The following is an 18,403-nucleotide window of genomic DNA, read 5'->3' as shown; positions in this document are numbered from 1 at the left end:
CAAACTGACCATGCAGTCCGCATGCCAAGGGATTCTAACCTGTTGAATTGGCTGGCTGTCAAAAAAGGTTACAGACTAATCCTATAAATAATTAACGCCTTACAATTTCTCTATCTGCTCACGTGCATGGCTTGTCTCCTATCGGAAAAGAAAGCCATGTCGACACCTACAACTGAAGTGACCCGGATCGCGATTGGTAACGATGAGCACCGACTCAAGACCATCGCTCGTGCATTCATCGACGATTACCCTGATATTCACGGCCTTGCCTATGCCGAAGCCCGCAAGTTGTTGTTCAGGCATACCGGCAAATGGATGGATCCGGAGAGTATCTATTGGCACCGTTTTTCCACGGCAGTGAGTAGCTCGAAAACCATTACCGGCTGGCAGCATCCCGGACCGCCTGTGGAGTCGATGAATCTCGTCGAATTGATGATTCGTCGTTTCAGCGTCGAAGACCAGAACGCCAGCGATGAGCTGGCATCCTATGGCGGCTTCTACCGTGGCGGGCCGCAACAGCCGTGGTTCGATGAGCGTAACGAGGTTGCGTTGCGTCCCCAGCAGGTTCTCGACGATTTCTGGGCGCTGGATTTCAGTGGGATTTTCACCGCCAGGATGGAGCGCTTCTGGACGCTGCATCGCGATAATTTCTGCACCCTGGCCCGCTCTGCGTTTCTGGCATCTGCCGGTTTGCAAATGCTCAAGGGCCGATTGAACATCGAGCAGTTCAAGCTCGTCACTGAAACGATCATTGGCAGGCTGCAACCTGTCATGACCTACGATGCATTGCGTACAGGCGTTATCCCGAAGGCCGGGCTGACCCTTCGCACCTTCGATATCGGCGGCTATGTATGTACCGAGAGCATCCGTATCGTTGATGGCTCCGGGCAGCAGTTTCTCTATCTACCCGGCGATACCGATGCCTTTCATGTGTTTCCCTCGGATAAGGTGCTGTATGAATGGGTGCAGGAGCGCTTGCTCGATACCTCGCCCACAGCCACCTTCAAGAAATTGTTCATTCGCTCGGCTACGAGCCGGCAGTTGCATGGCGAGTTCTTCGATGAGCATGCTCGGGAGATTCTGGACACGCCCTGGGTTGCGGGGCAAACCCTGATCAACAGCAGGGACTTCGCTATCTCGGGTGATGCGTTCATCTACCTGCGTGGGCTGGCGAAGGAGCAGATGCGCGAGGATGCGCGTACCTTGCTGACTTCCAATACCGACTTGCGCAAGCAGATGTGGCTCGGCTACCTGAATGCGTTCAGCAGTACGTTAGGCGCTCTGGCGCCATTGGGCTGGCCGATGGCTTTGCTCATGGTGGGCGTGAGTGCCGCCAGCCTGGTACTCAAGGTCGATCAGACCATCCATGCCCGCGAGCCCCGTCAACGCAAGGCCGGGATCATCAGTGTGATCTACGGTTCGATATCCCTGGTGTTCAACCTCGCCATGCTGGTGGGAATGCTCAGGACGGGGGCGCGTAACCGCAGCACGAGTGCGGCTGTCGGACCTGAGACCCCGCAGTCCATTCCCATGGTCGAGTTGAATCCGCCAGCGCCCCTTCCGGTCAGGGTCAATACCCGCATGCGTGGCATCCAGATGCTGTCCAATGGCGAAACCTGGATCAGCCTTGACGACATGCCGTATCGGGTCGTGTTCAACGATGATCTCAACGCCTGGACCCTGACCGATCCGTCCAACCCCTGGGTCAGCGACGCGAGCCGCGCCGTACGCCTCAATGCCCGTAGTGAATGGGAGTGGAACGAGCCTTCAGCCTCGTCGACGCAAGTTCTGCCGGTGGGCGAAGTGAGTAATGAAGTGGCAAGCGGGTCGCTGGTAGCTGTTCGTTCGCCTTTCTGGGATGTCTACATGCAGTTCAATCTCGGGGAAGAAGAACGCCTGTCGCAGGTCGCCCTGGCCCGGCAAAAAGCGCTCATGAATGTGCCGGAACTGAGCCCGGGCGATCTGATCGCTCAGGATCTGAATGGTAATCCGGTGTATATCGACGAGTGGGGGGACATGCATCACATCTACAAAAAGTCGGACGGCCAGTATGTGGGTGGACGTATCCCGCTGTATTCGGCCAAGGACTCCTCCTTCAACCAGTATCTGCGCACCGGAACATCCACCGGCCCGGCCCAGGTCGACCTGATCGATGAACTGGCCGACGATCTGCGCACCGTTGGTTTCGACAACAGCGTCACCCTTTATCGTGGCGGCAGTGATTTGCGTGGTACCTCGGGACGTTTTTTCCGTAGCGGGCAGATCAAGAGTGGCGATGTGCTGGTCAGTACCGACATTCTGTCATTCAGTGAAAACCCTTATGTGGCGAGGGCTTTCTGCAGCAGTCAGGCTGGCGAGTATTCAGTGAGTTTTGCCAGGAAAGGCATTGCCATCAGTTTTGACGACACTTCGGTTGTCTTTGAATTGCCAGCCAGAAACTACTTGGGTGCAACCCCTGTCGCGCCGTTTTCCACTGATCCTGAGGAGGTCGAGTCGATTTTCCTGCCGGGTCGCTACTTCCTGATCGATGACATCCATCAGGTCTCCGGCCTCGATTACCGTTTCATCAAGGTACGTCTGATTGAAATCTCCGAGCCCAAGAGCTGGCACAGGCTCTATGAGTTGCGCACCGGGGAAGTCTTCACCCGCGAACGCTTTGCGGCAAAGCTGGGTGAGCAGGGGCGGCGGCTGGTTGACCGGTTCTTCCCGATCAACCCGTTGGGGCTGAGGTTCTAAAACCAATCTGCCTGCATGCCAAGGCAGGCATCATCCCGGTTTTCCAGTAGCACCAGTTCATGATGACAGCCTGGTACTTCCCACGTCAGGAAGTACCGGGCTGCCTGCAACTTGCCCTGATAGAAGTCGTCATCTGACGGGGTATTCCGAGTCAGTCCTTCCGTGGCGCGAATGGCCTGTTCCAGCCAGCGCCAACCGATGACGGTGTGGCCGAACACTTTCAGATAGAGTGCCGAATTGGCGAGTGTCGTACTGATCCTGCCTTGTGCCAGATCGGTCAGCAGGCCGACAGTTACCGTTTGCAGGCGCGTCACCAGTTGCTCCAGCGGCTGGCGCAAGGCATCGAGGCTTTCGTGGGCGCTGGCCCGTTTGGTGGTGTCGGCAATCAGCCGTATCAACTGCTTGAGCCCTGCACCATTATTTTGCGCCAGTTTGCGCCCCAGCAAGTCCAGCGACTGGATGCCGTGGGTGCCCTCGTGGATCGGGTTCAGGCGGTTATCGCGGTAATACTGCTCAACTGGATACTCGCGGGTATAACCGTGGCCGCCCAGAATCTGGATCGCCAGTTCGTTGGCTTTCAGGCAAAACTCCGAAGGCCAGGATTTGACGATGGGCGTCAGCAGGTCGAGCAGTTCGTGGGCCTGGCGCCGCAGTTCTTCGGTTTCGCCGGTTTGGGTATCGTCGAACAGACGAGCGCTATACAGGCCGAGGTCGAATGCACCCTCCACGTAGGCTTTTTGAGTCAACAGCATGCGCCTGACATCGGCGTGCTGAATGATCGGCACGGGTGCGCTATGCGGGTCCCGGTTATCGGGCAGTCGTCCTTGCGGGCGTTCCCGAGCGTAGTCCAGCGAATACAGATAACCCGCATAACCGAGCATGATGGCACCCATGCCCACGCCAATTCGTGCTTCGTTCATCATCTGGAACATGTAGCTCAGGCCCTGATGGGGCTTGCCGACCAGATAGCCTACACATTGCCCGTTATCGCCGAAGTTCAATGCTGTCGAGGTGGTGCCGCGCCAGCCCATCTTGTGAAACAGCCCGGCCAGAATCACGTCATTACGGGGGCCGTTGGTGCCGTCTTCGTTGACCAGAAACTTGGGTACGATGAATAGCGAAATACCTTTCACACCGGCAGGCGCGTCCGGCAGTTTGGCCAGCACCATATGCACGATGTTTTCCGACAGCGAGTGATCGCCACCGGAAATGAAGATCTTGTTGCCGCGCAAGCGATAGCTGCCATCCGCAGCGAGCTCGGCCCGGGTGCGGATATCTGACAGCGACGAACCTGCATGGGGTTCGGTCAGCGCCATGGTGCCGAAGAAACGGCCTTCGATAATCGGTTTCAGGAAACGCTGCTTTTGCTCGTCACTGCCAAAGCTTTCGATCAGGTTTGCCACGCCCATGCTCAGGAACGGGTAAGCCGTGGTGCCCGCATTAGCGGCCTGAAAGTGGGCGAAACAGGCCTGGGATAACAGCGTCGGCAACTGCATGCCGCCTTCTTCAAAGTCCCGCGCTGCATTGAGAAAACCGGCCTCCAGAAACGCATCTACCGCAGGTTTGACCTCGGGGATCAGCACCGCCTCGCCATTCTCGTAGCGAGGTTCGTTTTCATCGGCCTTGCGGTTGTGCGGGGCAAAGTACTTCTCGGCAATGGTACGAGCCGTACCGATGGCGGCATCGAACGTTTCACGGGAATGTTCGGCAAAGCGCTCGCGCCGGGTCAGCGCTTCGGCATCCAGCACCTCATACAGCTCGAAAGCCAGATTGCGGGAACTGAGCAGCGTCTCGGACATGACCTTCACCCTTTGTCTTGTAGTGGGCAGAGTCTAGGCCGGGGATGGGGTGCTGCCCAGCATGATTGATAAGGGTGATGGTAGGGGAGCGATTGGGCGCAAGCGGCAAGCGGCAAGCTACAAGTTAAAAGCTTCAAGCTTCAAGCTTTTAACTTGCCGCTTAAAACTTGCAGCTTTCCTCAACCTATCGTCATCAGGCTCGCATTACCTCCCGCTGCGGCGGTGTTCACGCTCAAGGCGCGTTCGATCACCAGTCGCTCCAGGGCAACGTTGGTTTCGCCGTGTGACAGGCCGTTGACGCCGAGGATCGCGCCGGAGCGCTGGGCTACCTGCTCGCAAATGGCACGCAACTGGTCCGAATCGCCATGGTGCAGAACGGCGTCGATCAGCACGTCATCCTTGCTCCAGTCCGCAACCAGCTTGATGCGGGCCTGAACCTCTTTGGGCAGGCGATTGCGCAGAGGCTTGCTGGTCGTGGTTTCCGGCCAGATGGCGGTGCTGCCGACGGCCAGAACCGCAGCCAGTTGCGTCAGCAGGTCGGTTTCGTCATCGGCCAGGCACAGCACGTGTTCACGCGGCAGGATGCTGTAGCTGTTGCGTTCACCGGTCGGCCCGGTCAGCAGGCGGGTAATGCCGCTTTGCGATTGCTCGGCAAACTGGCTGCACAGCTCATCCAGTGCGGACTGCTGATTGCTGGCGGCCCAGGCTTTCAAGGCTTGTAAAGGTTTGCCCAGTGCTTCCTGCAGACGAGTATCGGGGGCGATCAGCTTGTCGCCACGGTCAAAGGATTGTTCGATGGCGTCCTGTGGACGGGTCGACAACAGGCGATACAGATACAGCGGCCCGCCCGCTTTCGGTCCGGTGCCCGACAGGCCTTCGCCACCGAATGGCTGCACACCGACCACGGCGCCGACAATATTGCGGTTGACGTAGACGTTACCGGCATTGACGTTATCGATGACCTTGGCAATCGTTTCGTCGATGCGGGTGTGGACGCCCAGTGTCAGGCCGTAACCGGTGGCATTGATCTGGTCGATAAGCTGGTCCAGTTCCTTGCGCTTGTAGCGAACCACGTGCAGCACCGGCCCGAAGATTTCCCGTTGCAGTTCGTCGAAGCTTTCCAGTTCGATCAGCGTCGGCATCACATAGGTGCCGCGCTTGAGGTCCGTGCTGTTGGCGATTGCCACCTGATAGACCGTGCGGCCTTTGTCGCGCATGCCCTGAATGTGTTTCTCGATTCCGGCCTTGGCCTCTGCATCGATCACCGGTCCGATATCCACGGACAGATGTTCCGGGTTGCCCAGGCGGTTTTCAGCCATGGCTCCCTTGAGCATTTCGATCACGCGGTCGGCGGAGTCTTCCTGCAGGCACAGCACGCGCAGTGCAGAGCAGCGTTGGCCGGCGCTGTCGAAGGCCGAGGACAGAATGTCGATCACCACTTGCTCGGTGAGTGCCGAGGAGTCGACGATCATGGCGTTCTGGCCACCGGTTTCGGCGATCAGCGGAATCGGCCGACCCTGAGCATCGAGACGCCCGGCAATGTTACGTTGCAGCAGGCGCGCCACTTCGGTGGAACCGGTAAACATCACGCCTTTGACGCGCTCGTCGCCCACCAGTCGGGCACCGACGGTTTCACCGCGTCCGGGCAGCAGTTGCAGCACGCCTTCCGGGATACCGGCTTCAAGCAACAGGCGCACGGCCTGGGCCGCGATCAGCGGGGTTTGTTCGGCAGGTTTGGCCAGCACCGGGTTGCCAGCGGCCAATGCCGCTGCGACCTGACCGCTGAAAATCGCCAGCGGGAAGTTCCACGGGCTGATACAGACCACCGGCCCCAGCGGGCGATGCGTGTCGTTGCTGAAATTGTTGCGGGCCTGAACGGCGTAGTAGCGCAGGAAATCCACGGCTTCGCGAACTTCGGCAATGGCGTTGGCGAAGGTCTTGCCTGCTTCGCGGACCAGCAGGCCCATCAAAGGCTGGATCTCGTTTTCCATCAGGTCGGCGGCGCGCTCAAGAATGGCGGCACGCTCGGCTGGCGGTGTGGCTTGCCAGATAGGGCCTGAAATCAGCGCGCACTGGATGGCGTTATCGACATCTTCCAGAGAGGCTTCCTGGACATGGCCTACCACGTCTCTCTGGTCGGACGGGTTCAGGGTTGGCTGAGCGGTGCCTTCGCTTGCCGGGCAGCCCAGCAGCGGCGCGGCTTTCCAGTCGTTGTGTGCGGTCGCCAGCAATGCCGACGACAGCGAGGCCAGACGATGTTCGTTGGCCATGTCGATGCCGCTGGAGTTGGGACGCTCCGGGCCATACAGGTCGCGCGGCAATGGAATGCGCGGGTGCGGCAGACCGAAGCTGCCTTCCTGGGTCGCCATGCGTTCGATGCTGCTGACCGGGTCGGCTACCAGTTCCTGAATCGAGACCGACTGGTCGGCGATGCGGTTGACGAACGAGGTATTGGCGCCGTTTTCCAGCAGGCGCCGTACCAGATAGGCCAGCAACGTTTCATGGGTGCCGACCGGCGCATACACACGGCACGGACGGTTCAGCTTGCCATCGGCAACCTTGCCCACCACCTGTTCGTAAAGCGGTTCGCCCATGCCATGGAGGCACTGGAATTCGTATTGGCCGGGGTAATAGTTCTGACCGGCAATGTGATAAATGGCCGCCAGTGTATGGGCGTTGTGGGTCGCGAACTGTGGATAGATGACTTCCGGTGCTGCCAGCAACTTGCGGGCACAGGCGATGTAGGAAACGTCGGTATAAACCTTGCGGGTATAGACCGGATAGCCTTCCAGGCCTTCGACCTGGGCGCGTTTGATTTCGCTGTCCCAGTACGCGCCTTTTACCAGACGGATCATCAGGCGATGGCGGCTGCGACGGGCCAGGTCGATCACGTAATCGATCACGTACGGGCAGCGTTTCTGGTACGCCTGAATGACGAAGCCGATACCGTTCCAGCCAGTCAGTTGCGGCTCGAAGCAAAGACGTTCAAGCAAGTCCAGCGACAGCTCAAGGCGGTCGGCTTCCTCAGCATCGATATTCAGGCCGATGTCGTATTGCTTGGCCAGCAGGGTCAGCGACAGCAGGCGCGGATACAGTTCTTCCATCACGCGCTCGTATTGAGCGCGGCTGTAGCGAGGGTGCAACGCCGACAGCTTGATGGAAATACCCGGGCCTTCATAAATGCCGCGGCCGTGAGAAGCCTTGCCGATGGAATGTATGGCCTGCTCGTAGGAGGCCAGGTACTTCTGCGCATCATGCTCGGTAAGCGCTGCCTCACCCAGCATGTCATAGGAGTAGCGAAAGCCTTTGGCCTCAAAGCGACTGGCGTTGGCGAGGGCTTCGCCAATGGTTTCGCCAGTCACGAACTGCTCGCCCATCAAACGCATGGCCATGTCCACGCCCTTGCGGATCATGGGCTCGCCGCTCTTGCCGATGATGCGGCTCAGGGACGAGGAGAGGCCTGTTTCGTTATGGGTGGAAACCAGTTTGCCGGTCAGCAACAGGCCCCAGGTCGCGGCGTTGACGAACAGCGACGGGCTGTTGCCCAGATGCGGCTGCCAGTTGCCGTTGCTGATCTTGTCGCGGATCAATGCATCGCGAGTGCCTTTGTCCGGGATGCGCAGCAATGCTTCGGCCAGACACATCAATGCCACTCCTTCCTGGGAAGAGAGCGAGAACTCTTGCAGCAGCCCTTGAACGATTCCGGCGCGACCGCTCGCGCTCTTCTGGTTGCGCAGTTTTTCGGCAATGGAGGCCGCCAGCTTGTGGGTGGCTTCGGCCATGGGTGCGGGCAGGCGGGCCTGCTCCAGCAGCATGGGGACCACTTCCTGCTCGGGGCGACGGTAGGCGGCGGTAATGGCGGCGCGCAGCACCGATTGCGGCAGGATGCTTTCGGCAAACTCCAGGAAACTCTGATAGCTCGTGTCGGCCGGCAACTCGCCGCTTTCATCGCCGTCCTTGCTGCCCTGGCCATTGAGTTCCTGCAGGGTTGCACCACTCTCCAGCTTTTCCAGGTAATTGAAGATTGCCTGCTTGATCAACCAGTGCGGCGTACGGTCGATGGATTGCGCGGCTGCTTTCAATCGCTCGCGGGTCAGGTCGTCAAGCTTGACGCCCAGAGTGGTGGTGGCCATGTCTTGTCCTCATTGTCGCCACTCTAGTGCGTGGCTTCGGCTTTGGCGCAGGTTAGCTTTGCTCCGGTAAAGGTGCAACCGGGTGCAACCTGTTTTTTGCGGAATATTTCAAGGCTATTTCTCTTGAGGCCCCGCTATACGGGACAAATGAGTGATTCTGGTGCGTTTTCTTTTGCGTAAGCGTCATTTGCCGCTTCAAAATGGGGCGGAAATCACAGTGCAATGATCATTTTGCAGAAGGTGCAACTGATTCGTTTAATTTGGTTGCACCTTTTTCAGTTTGTCTAATAGGATTCGCAGCCACGGTGCAACCGTTAGCGAGTCGTTCAGTGGCTGCTTCCTTGCGGAAATCTCAGCCAGCGCTGCGTCGGATACACAGGCATGGATAACAGGTTCGGTAACCGACTTCCCCTGAGTATCGGGCGTTTCATAAAAACAATGCCAAGGCAGAACTCATGAGCTTCAACAACCCTATCCTGATCACCTTCGTGATCTATATCGCTGCTATGGTGCTGATCGGCCTCATGGCCTATCGCTCCACCAACAACCTCTCCGATTACATCCTTGGCGGACGCAGCCTCGGCAGCGTGGTGACCGCCCTCTCGGCGGGTGCTTCGGACATGAGCGGCTGGCTGCTGATGGGCTTGCCCGGTGCCATCTACATGTCCGGCCTGTCGGAAAGCTGGATCGCCATCGGCCTGATAGCCGGTGCTTACCTGAACTGGCTGTTCGTGGCCGGTCGTCTGCGTGTGCAGACCGAGCACAACGGTGATGCGTTGACCCTTCCGGATTACTTCAGCAGCCGTTTCGAAGACAACAGCGGCGTGCTGCGTATCATCTCGGCCATCGTGATTCTGGTGTTCTTCACCATCTATTGCGCTTCGGGCATCGTGGCGGGCGCGCGTCTGTTCGAGAGCACTTTCGGCATGTCCTACGCCACATCGTTGTGGGCGGGCGCGGCAGCAACCATCGTCTACACCTTCGTGGGTGGTTTCCTGGCGGTGAGCTGGACGGATACGGTTCAGGCCACGCTGATGATCTTCGCGCTGATTCTCACGCCGATCATCGCCCTGCTGGCGACCGGCGGCATCGACACCACGTTCCTGGCCATCGAAGCCCAGAACCCGACCAGCTTCGACATGTTCAAGAACACCACCTTCATCGGTGTCGTTTCACTGCTGGCCTGGGGCCTGGGCTACTTCGGCCAGCCGCATATCCTGGCGCGCTTCATGGCGGCGGATTCGGTCAAGTCGATTGCCAGTGCCCGTCGTATCTCCATGACCTGGATGATCCTGTGTCTGGCCGGTGCGGTTGCGGTGGGTTTCTTCGGTATCGCTTACTTCGCGGCGAACCCGGATGTGGCCGGGCCTGTGACCGAGAACCCGGAGCGGGTATTCATCGAGCTGGCGAAGCTGCTGTTCAACCCATGGATTGCCGGTGTGCTGCTGTCCGCGATTCTTGCGGCTGTGATGAGCACCCTGAGCTGCCAGTTGCTGGTGTGCTCCAGTGCCCTGACCGAGGACTTCTACAAGGCGTATCTGCGCAAGAACGCTTCGCAGCTTGAGCTGGTCTGGGTCGGCCGGGCGATGGTACTGCTGGTTGCTGTGATTGCCATCCTGCTGGCCGCCAACCCTGAAAACCGCGTATTGGGTCTGGTGAGCTACGCCTGGGCCGGGTTCGGCGCGGCATTCGGGCCGGTGGTGCTGATTTCGGTGATGTGGAAAGGCATGACCCGCAATGGCGCGCTGGCTGGCGTGGTCGTCGGTGCAGTAACCGTGGTGCTCTGGAAGCAGTTCAGCACCATCGGGCTATATGAAATCGTTCCGGGCTTTATCTTCGCCAGCCTCGCGATTGTGCTCTTCAGTCTGATTGGCAAAGGCCCGTCGACTTCGATGCAAGAGCGTTTCATCGCTGCCGAGAAAGAGTTCAAGGCTGCCCGTTGATCGGTTTGTCCTGAAATGAAAGAGGCCCGCCCATTGAGTGCGGGCCTTTTCTTTTAGGCGGTGTACATATCAGATCTTGTTGTGATCGATATCCAGATTATAAAACGTGGCTTTTCCGCCTTCAGTGCTGTAGCCGGAGTTGTCCTGGGTATATACGCCAGCCTTGAAATACAGTGGTTTTGTACTCCAGGAAGAGCTGATGGATGTGCTCCAGTTCACATCTCTTGCACTGACACTCAATTCACCACCGGGGCTCAGGTGGATGATGTATTTGAATTTCTCATTGAGTGGAACACCTTCGGCAATCTTGATGACTTTGCTTTCGTCATCATCGAAGCGTTTGCGAACTTTCACCACGATATTGCCGGTCTGGGTTTTGGTCTTGTACTGATACTCGACCTTCAGCATCGGCTCGGTGCTGTCGTAGGCGTGTATCTGGCCAATCACGATCTTGCCGGATGACGGCACCTGATTGACCTCCAGGGTCGCATTCAGAAAATTGTCCGCTTCGGGATACAGCCAGTTGTGCAACGTGCCGTCAGACCACGTCTCGCGCAGCTCGCTGCGTGGGTATTTGGCATTTTCGGTGCGCGACCCGGTGACGGGCGACCAGAAGAAAATGTATTCCGAGTGCGACTCGAAATACTTGCCGTCATAGCCTTGGCGCAGTTGCGAGGTTTCGATGGTTTTGGGGGGTGAGCCCACCGGAATGCTGAGGTTCCAGGATCCAAGATCTATCATTTTGTGCTTCCAGAAATATTCATGCGACTGTCGGAAGTCTCTATTCAGAGGGTTCGGGCAGTTCTTATACGATTTGAAAGCGCATTTGTTAATGCTTGGAGATCGAACTAATGACGTCAAAGTGCTGTCACTTTTCTTGTAGGACAGAATTTATATGGCCTGTAGGAATATACCGTTAGTCGGTTATGTGGAACTTTTGTGGTGGCAATGAGCTGCCTTGCTGCTGCTTTTTTCAGGAGCGACTAAAGTTGATACAGATTGGATACGGTTTTTTGTAACAGGCGTCTCCCACACAAGTAGAGAAGCAGCATGGAATGCGTGCAATCCAAGCCCAATGATGGCTCTTCGGTTCTTCTGGTTGTTGATGACTACCCTGAAAACCTGGTGACGATGTGCGCAGTCCTGCAGCGCACGGACTGGCGCATTGTCACGGCCAGTTCAGGAGTCGAAGCGCTGACGGTGCTTCTTGAGCAGGAGGTGGATCTGGTTCTGCTGGATGTGCAGATGCCTGACATGGATGGATTCGAAGTTGCACGTTTGATGCGTGGCAGCCAGAGGACGCGCCTGACCCCGATCATCTTCCTTACTGCCAACGAGCAGAGCCCGGCTTCAGTCCACAAGGGCTATGCGAGCGGTGCCGTCGATTATCTGTTCAAACCCTTTGACCCGAACGTGCTGAAGCCCAAGGTCCAGGCCTTGCTGGAGCAGCAGCGCAATCGTCGTGCCTTGCAAAAGCTTACTCAGGAGCTGGAGAGCGCAAGAGCGTTCAATGCATCGGTACTGGCCAATGTGGCTGAAGGCATTGTGGTGATCGATGAGTGCGGCATCATCAGTTTCGCCAACCCGGCCATCTGCCGTTTGCTCAATGCCACTGTCGAGCAACTGTGCGGGACCAGCGTGCTGGATTATGTGTTGGAGCCTGGGGTCGAGAGCTGGCAGGAGTCGGACTTCTACAAGCACTATCGCCAGGCTGACACTTACCGTGTGCATGATGCTGTCCTGCGCACTGTCGAGGGCGGCCAGTTGCCTGTGGCGCTGTCTTGCGCACCATTGCCTTGTGAACAAAAGGCAATGGTGCTGACTATTCTCGATATGTCGGTGGTGCGCGACCTGTATCACCAGCTCGAACAACAGGCCGTTACCGATGCCTTGACCGGGCTGCTCAACCGCCGTGGTTTCTATCAGGCTGTCGAAGGCATGCTGTTGCGCAACGAGCATGCGGACAAGTATCTGGTCGTGCTGTATCTGGATCTGGACGGCTTCAAGCAGATCAATGATTCGCTTGGCCATGATGCTGGCGATCAGGTCCTGCTCTGGGTGGCTGGGCAGCTCAAGGATTGCCTGCGCCCCTACGATGTTCTGGCGCGTATGGGCGGCGATGAATTTACCGTGGTGATCGACGGCTTCGACTATCCCGAGCAGGCTGCAAAGGTGGCTGAAAAGTTTATCGAGCGGGTATCGGTCAGGCGTCAGGTTGACGGTGTGGATATTGCCTTGGGCGTCAGTATCGGAATTGCGACTTACCCTGAATGTGGCTCCAACCTCGATGGCTTGCTGCGGGCTGCGGATATCGCCATGTACGAAGCCAAGCGGGCAGGGCGCCAGCAGTATCGGTTCTATGACCAGAACATGAACGGTCGTGCGCGTTCGCGCCTGATGCTCGAAGACAGTGTGCGCAACGCCATCGACGGCAAGAACTTCTCTGTGGTCTATCAGCCTCAGGTCTACGTCGCCGATGGACGGCTGCGCGGCTTTGAAGCCCTGTTGCGCTGGCAGCACGCGAGTGTCGGAGAAGTGCCGCCCGCCCTGTTTATCCCCTTGCTGGAGGAAACGCGGCTTATCAACCGGCTGGGCAGCTGGATCTTCGATCAGAGCGCTGAGCAGCGCCAGACGTGGAGTCGGGTCTTTACCTCCGATCTGGTTGTCAGTGTCAGTATCAGCCCGACACAATTCTGCATGCCCAATCTGGCCGCGGAACTGAGGCGGGCAATAGAGCGCTTTGAATTGCAGCCCGGCCAGCTGGAAGTTGAGATCACTGAAGCTTCGCTGGTGAACAACCTGAGCCACAGCCACAAGCAATTACAGCAACTGCGCGATATCGGTGTGCGCGTGGCGCTGGATGATTTCGGTGTGGGCGATTGTTCGCTGTCGCACTTGCGCAATCTTCAGCTCGATACCCTGAAGCTTGACCGGCACTTCATCGCCGGCCTGCTCGATTCGCCTCGCGATGCCGTTCTGGCGCGCAGCATCATCGATCTGTGCCGCAACCTGGACATATTGGTGATTGCCGAAGGGGTCGAGACTCTCCAGCAGTATGAGTGGCTGGTCAACAACGGTTGCCAGGTCATTCAGGGTTTTCTGGTGGCCTATCCGCTGGATGCCGGAGACACCCTGTCTTTCCCGCAGCGCTATGACTGGTCGAGGCTGCTGGCCTGATTGCGGTAGACTGGCGCCTTTGAATCATTTGTCACGGCCCCATGACTGCTTCAGCTCTTGCTCCGCTCAAATACCTGCAAGCCTATCCTGCGTCCCTTCAGGATCAGGTGCGGCAACTGATTGCGCAGGACAAACTGGGCGATTATCTGCAACAGCGCTATTCGGAGCGGCATCAGATCCAGAGTGACAAGGCGCTGTATGCCTATGCCCTGGCCTTGAAGCAGGAGCACCTGCGCAATGCGCCGCCTATCGACAAGGTGCTGTTCGATAACCGCCTCGACCTGACTCATCGCGCGCTCGGTTTACACACCACGGTTTCGCGAGTGCAGGGCGGCAAGCTCAAGGCCAAGAAGGAGATTCGCGTCGCTGCGCTGTTCAAGGAGGCGGCGCCGCAGTTCTTGCGAATGATCGTGGTGCATGAGCTGGCTCACTTCAAGGAGTCCGATCACAACAAGGCGTTCTACCAGTTGTGTGAGTACATGCAGCCCGGCTATCACCAGCTGGAATTCGACTTGCGGGTTTATCTGACGTATCGCGATCTGCAGGCAGGCGCCAGATCGACAAGCTGAATATCGTGCCAACAAGGATTTGAAGATGGATGTCAGCAAGACCAAAAGCAGTTTCTATCGGCGCCTGTATGTGGCTTATCTGATCGACCGCCAGATCGCCAGCACGGTGCCCGAGTTGACGGAGGTCACCGGCATGCCGCGCCGTACGGCCCAGGACACCATCGCCGCACTGGCCGACCTTGATATCGAATGCGAATTCGAGCAACAGGAAGGCGCCCGCAACCATGCAGGGCACTACCGGATTCGTGACTGGGGTGCGATCGACAGCGACTGGATAACCCGGAATCTGGCCAATATCAAAGCCGTGCTGGGTTATCCCTGAAGACGTTCTGCTTTATTCGAGATCGCGGCGCATGCCGATGTGCGGGATATCGTCTTCCAGATACACCTCGCCGACCGCGTTGAAGCCGTAGCGGCTGTAGTAGCCCTGCAAATGCGCTTGCGCCGACAGATAGATGGGCTGGTCGGGCCATTTCTTTTCTGCATGATCCAGCGCCTGCACCATCAGTTCATGGCCCATGCCTTTGCTGCGAATCGACGGTGCGGTGACCACGCGGCCAATGGTGACATCGCCGCCTTGCTGGATCGGGTCCAGCAAGCGCAGGTAAGCCACCAGCTTACTTCCTTGCCAGGCCATCAAATGGCAGGTATCGCCTGTCAGGTCCAGACCATCAACATCCTGATACACGCACTGCTGCTCGACCACGAACACCTCGGAGCGCAGTTTCAGAACGGCATAAAGCTGTTCGATGCTCAGGTCGGTATGGTGTTTGCAGATCCATTTGATAGGCATGTTTTTGACTCGCAGATAAACCAGAAAGGAATTCTAAACGCATCCGGCCGCATTCCCAATAAAACGCTGTGATGTCCATCGGTGGCTCTGGCCCATGTGAGGCAAAATATTTTCTGGATCAATCGTATATATGCAACATTCATATGGGTTGTTTCCTGGCGGGATTGGGTCTTCAATACAGGTCAGGATTCAAGTGTCGGCGTTGGTCAACGGCTATCAGTCTGGATCGGGCATGCTGCCCACCTGGGGAATTCAAGCATGTCGCGATTGCTTCAAGCCATTGGGTTGCTGGGATTACTGTTGATCGCCCAGGCTGGCGCAGAGGAGAAGTTGCGCCTGGTCGCCGATGCCTGGCCTCCCTTCACTGATGACGCACTGCTCAACGACGGTCTGGCGACCGATATCGTGAGGACCGCCTTGCAGCGTGCCGGGTATCGAACGGTATACGAGCAGGTCCCTTGGGCGCGGGCGATGCATGGTATCGCCGAGGGGCGCAATGATGTGCTGATCAATGCCTGGTTCAATCAGGAGCGCACGCGGGTTGGCCAGTTTTCTGCCGAGTATCTGGTCAATCGTGTGCGCTTTCTCAAGCGCAAAGGCTCGGATATCGATACCTCGAACCTTGCCCAACTGCATAAGTACGTCATTGCGGTGGTGCGCGGTTATGCCTACTACCCGGCGTTCGATAATGACCCGGCGCTGAAAAAAGTACCGGTCCACAATTTTTCGATGGCTGCGAACATGCTGGCTGCCGGGCGTGTGGATCTGGCTCTGGAAGATGAGTTCGTGGCCCGCTACAGCCTGGCTAACGAGCATGACGAGGTGCGCAACCGCCTGGAGTTCCTGCCGGACTCGCTGAGCGAGAACAGCCTGCATATTCTGGTCAGCCTGAAGAACCCCAGGCATGCGGAAATCGTTGCCGGTTTTGACCGGGAAATCGCGTGCATGAAAGCAGATGGCACCTACGACGAACTACTCAGACGGCACGGTCTGTTGCCTCCGGCCCTTTGATCAAATGCGCCGCCAGTGTGCGTAGTGGCGCCAGCTGGCGATAGATCAAGGCCAGTTGCGTTTGTACCAGTCGCTGGCTTTCGTCCAGTTCGTCGGGCATCTGTTCCAGTTGGGTGGCCAGCTCTTCTTCCACATCGTTCTGCACGGCTACCGGTTTCTTTTCGGCCAGGCTCTGGGCGATTTCATCAATGCTGGTCGCCAGTGCCGCGCCTGCACCATCGATGAGCTGTTCGTGGACATCGCTGGGCAGTTGGGTATCGCGATGCGCGCCCAGCCCCGAGAGATAACTCAGCAGCGTGTGCGACAGCACCAGGAAGCGAAAGCCCACGTCGGCTTCCTTGCGGAAGTGCCCAGGCTCCATCAGCATGTTCGCCAGCGTCGTGGAGAGCGCCGCATCGGCATTGTGCGCATTGCGTCGTGCCAGACGATAAGCCAGGTCGTCGCTCTTGCCCTTGGCGTATTGCTGCATGATCTGGCGCAGGTAGGTGCTGTTGCAGCTCAGGGTATTGGCCAGCACCTTGTTCAGCTTGCGCCCTTGCCAGTCAGGCAGGAACAGGAACACCGCAAGCCCGGCAATCAGGCTGCCCAGCAGGGTATCGAACAGGCGTGGCAGGAATAACCCGTAGCCATCGCCCACCTGATTGAAACAGAACAGCACCATCACTGTGATCGCTGCGGTCGAGAGGGTGTAGCGCGTTGTGCGGTTGACGAAGAACACCACGCCCGCCAGCACAGCACACATCGATTGCAGGACCGGGTTGGTCACCAGATCGAAAAGCGCCCAGCCCACGGTCAGGCCAAGAGCGGTGCCGATGATCCTTTGCACCAGCTTGCGCCGGGTCGCGCCGTAACTTGGCTGGCAGACGAAAACGGTGGTCAGGATGATCCAGTAGCCTTGTGAAGGGTGGATCAGATGCACCATGGCGTAACCCACCGTCAGGGCCAGCGGCAGGCGCAAGGCATGACGGAACAGCAGCGAGGTCGGCGTCATTTGCAGGCGCAGGCGTGTCCAGACGTCCTTGAGATTGCGCGGCGAACGGTCCAGCAGGCTGCTGTCGGTCGCATCGGCCAAGGCGTCCGGGTTGCTGGCATCGCTGATCAGGCGATCCAGGGTTTCAAGGTTGGCCGCCAGTGCCCGCAAGGAGCGCAACAGGCTGCGCCACGCCGGGTTGCTCTGGATGCGCAAGTGCTCAAGGGAGGCGCGCAGGTCTTCCATCGCTTCGGCAAAGCTTGGGTCGTAGACAAACGGCTGGCGTAACTGGATGGATTCGGACAACGCCTGGCAGGCCACGCCCTGCTGACGCAGCAGACGCTGGCAGCGGAACAGCACATCGCTGTGGAAAAACGCTTCGGCCAGCGAGTTGTACGGATAATGCGAAGAGCTGGCGCGCTCGTGAATGTCCTGCGCAATGAAGTACAGCTTCAGATAACGGCTGACTTTCGAGCCGGGTCGGCCATTGCCGACCCGATGCAAGATGATTTCCTTGGTGGTGTTCAGCGCTGCAACGACCCGGCCGTTCTGTTTGGCCAGCTCCAGGCGTCGCTCTTCCACATTGAGGGTGCGAATCGGCTCGAACAGAGTCGACTTGAGCTTGAGGTACAGCCCAAGTTCGCGAAACAGCCGTGCCAGCGCCTGCTGGACCGGCTGGTTGGAAAACAGCATCTGCCATAACACCGACAGCAAGCCGTACCAGGCCGCGCCCGCCACCAGCAGCATCGGCTCATGCCAGAAATCGAGAACCTCGCCACCGCGCTGGTCCACGCCAATCATGGTGTAGACCGACAGAATCAGTGTTCCATAGGCAATCGCACCATAGCGCTCGCCCAGCGCCCCGAGCATGGTCAGGCAGAAACTGGCCAGGGCCAGCGCGCAAACGAACAGCCAGGGATAGGGAAACAGGAGTTCGACGGCCAGCGCGGCAATGCTGAAACACACCAGCGTCACAGCCAGCGCATTGAGACGGCCTTGCCAACTGTCATCGGTTTCGGCCAGAGCGCAGGCGATAATCCCCAGGAACAGCGGGATCAACAAGCCCATCTCATTTTGATACCAACACAGCGCCATGCTGCCGGTCAGCGCGATAAAGACTCGAACGCTATAGCTGAACTTGTCCAGCGCCCATAACCGACGGAGTGTATGACGCAGAGATTTTGATGCCATGAATGAGCTGACGGCCTTGTTCGCAATTGATCGATCCCGCAGAAAGATATGTACAGGCCCGAGGCTGGCCTGTACATCCGC

General features: G+C 58.0%; 11 protein-coding genes. 6 read left to right on the top strand and 5 right to left on the bottom strand.

What is annotated here, in order from left to right; all coding sequences use genetic code 11:
- Positions 1-156: 156 nt before the first annotated feature.
- On the top strand, positions 157-2,736 hold the full coding sequence (locus ACODS3_RS08180) for a dermonecrotic toxin domain-containing protein (RefSeq protein ID WP_489033968.1): 2,580 nt from the start codon (positions 157-159) through the stop codon (positions 2,734-2,736).
- On the opposite strand, the gene ACODS3_RS08175 is transcribed toward ACODS3_RS08180, so the two are convergent.
- Together ACODS3_RS08175 and putA are read right to left on the bottom strand one after the other, a co-directional pair.
- Positions 2,733-4,535 carry an acyl-CoA dehydrogenase gene (locus ACODS3_RS08175; RefSeq protein WP_201018285.1) on the bottom strand — a complete coding sequence of 601 codons (1,803 nt, stop codon included), beginning with the start codon at positions 4,533-4,535 and terminating at the stop codon, positions 2,733-2,735. The two genes, ACODS3_RS08180 and ACODS3_RS08175, sit on opposite strands and share 4 nt — an antisense overlap.
- A 179-nt stretch (positions 4,536-4,714) precedes the next feature.
- Positions 4,715-8,668, bottom strand: coding sequence for a trifunctional transcriptional regulator/proline dehydrogenase/L-glutamate gamma-semialdehyde dehydrogenase (gene putA, locus ACODS3_RS08170; RefSeq protein WP_304574836.1), 3,954 nt, complete (start codon positions 8,666-8,668; stop codon positions 4,715-4,717).
- Positions 8,669-9,123: 455 nt separating this feature from the next.
- Here putA and putP point away from each other — a divergent pair, with 455 nt between their 5' ends.
- Complete coding sequence (gene putP, locus ACODS3_RS08165) at positions 9,124-10,611, top strand: sodium/proline symporter PutP (RefSeq protein WP_489033967.1); 1,488 nt, start codon at positions 9,124-9,126, stop codon at positions 10,609-10,611.
- A gap of 69 nt (positions 10,612-10,680) precedes the next feature.
- Here putP and ACODS3_RS08160 read toward each other — a convergent pair whose 3' ends face one another.
- Complete coding sequence (locus tag ACODS3_RS08160; RefSeq protein WP_201001594.1) at positions 10,681-11,352, bottom strand: polysaccharide lyase family 7 protein; 672 nt, start codon at positions 11,350-11,352, stop codon at positions 10,681-10,683.
- A gap of 309 nt (positions 11,353-11,661) precedes the next feature.
- Here ACODS3_RS08160 and ACODS3_RS08155 point away from each other — a divergent pair, with 309 nt between their 5' ends.
- The 3 genes from ACODS3_RS08155 to ACODS3_RS08145 are packed head-to-tail and all read left to right on the top strand — an operon-like array spanning position 11,662 to position 14,679.
- Positions 11,662-13,788, top strand: a complete 2,127-nt coding sequence (locus ACODS3_RS08155) for a two-component system response regulator (RefSeq protein WP_489033966.1) — start codon at positions 11,662-11,664, stop codon at positions 13,786-13,788.
- Between the two features lie 41 nt (positions 13,789-13,829).
- The gene (locus tag ACODS3_RS08150) at positions 13,830-14,357 is read left to right on the top strand and encodes a M48 metallopeptidase family protein (RefSeq protein WP_201001596.1); all 528 of its coding nucleotides are present in this window, start codon (positions 13,830-13,832) and stop codon (positions 14,355-14,357) included.
- A 25-nt stretch (positions 14,358-14,382) separates the two neighbouring features.
- A complete protein-coding gene (locus tag ACODS3_RS08145; RefSeq protein ID WP_201001597.1) occupies positions 14,383-14,679 on the top strand; it encodes a winged helix-turn-helix domain-containing protein in 297 nt (98 codons plus the stop codon).
- Positions 14,680-14,691: 12 nt separating this feature from the next.
- Here the strand turns inward: ACODS3_RS08145 and ACODS3_RS08140 are convergent, their stop codons facing one another.
- Entirely contained in the window at positions 14,692-15,150 is a 459-nt protein-coding gene (locus ACODS3_RS08140) for a GNAT family N-acetyltransferase (RefSeq protein WP_304574834.1), read from the bottom strand.
- A gap of 258 nt (positions 15,151-15,408) precedes the next feature.
- Here ACODS3_RS08140 and ACODS3_RS08135 point away from each other — a divergent pair, with 258 nt between their 5' ends.
- Complete coding sequence (locus tag ACODS3_RS08135) at positions 15,409-16,161, top strand: substrate-binding periplasmic protein (protein ID WP_489033965.1); 753 nt, start codon at positions 15,409-15,411, stop codon at positions 16,159-16,161.
- Here ACODS3_RS08135 and yccS read toward each other — a convergent pair.
- Complete coding sequence (yccS, locus tag ACODS3_RS08130; RefSeq protein ID WP_201001603.1) at positions 16,127-18,322, bottom strand: YccS family putative transporter; 2,196 nt, start codon at positions 18,320-18,322, stop codon at positions 16,127-16,129. The genes ACODS3_RS08135 and yccS overlap by 35 nt on opposite strands.
- Between the last annotated feature and the right edge of the window lie 81 nt (positions 18,323-18,403).

This window comes from Pseudomonas sp. FG43, assembly GCF_057809175.1.
This window is presented reverse-complemented; position numbering and strand designations above follow the sequence as displayed.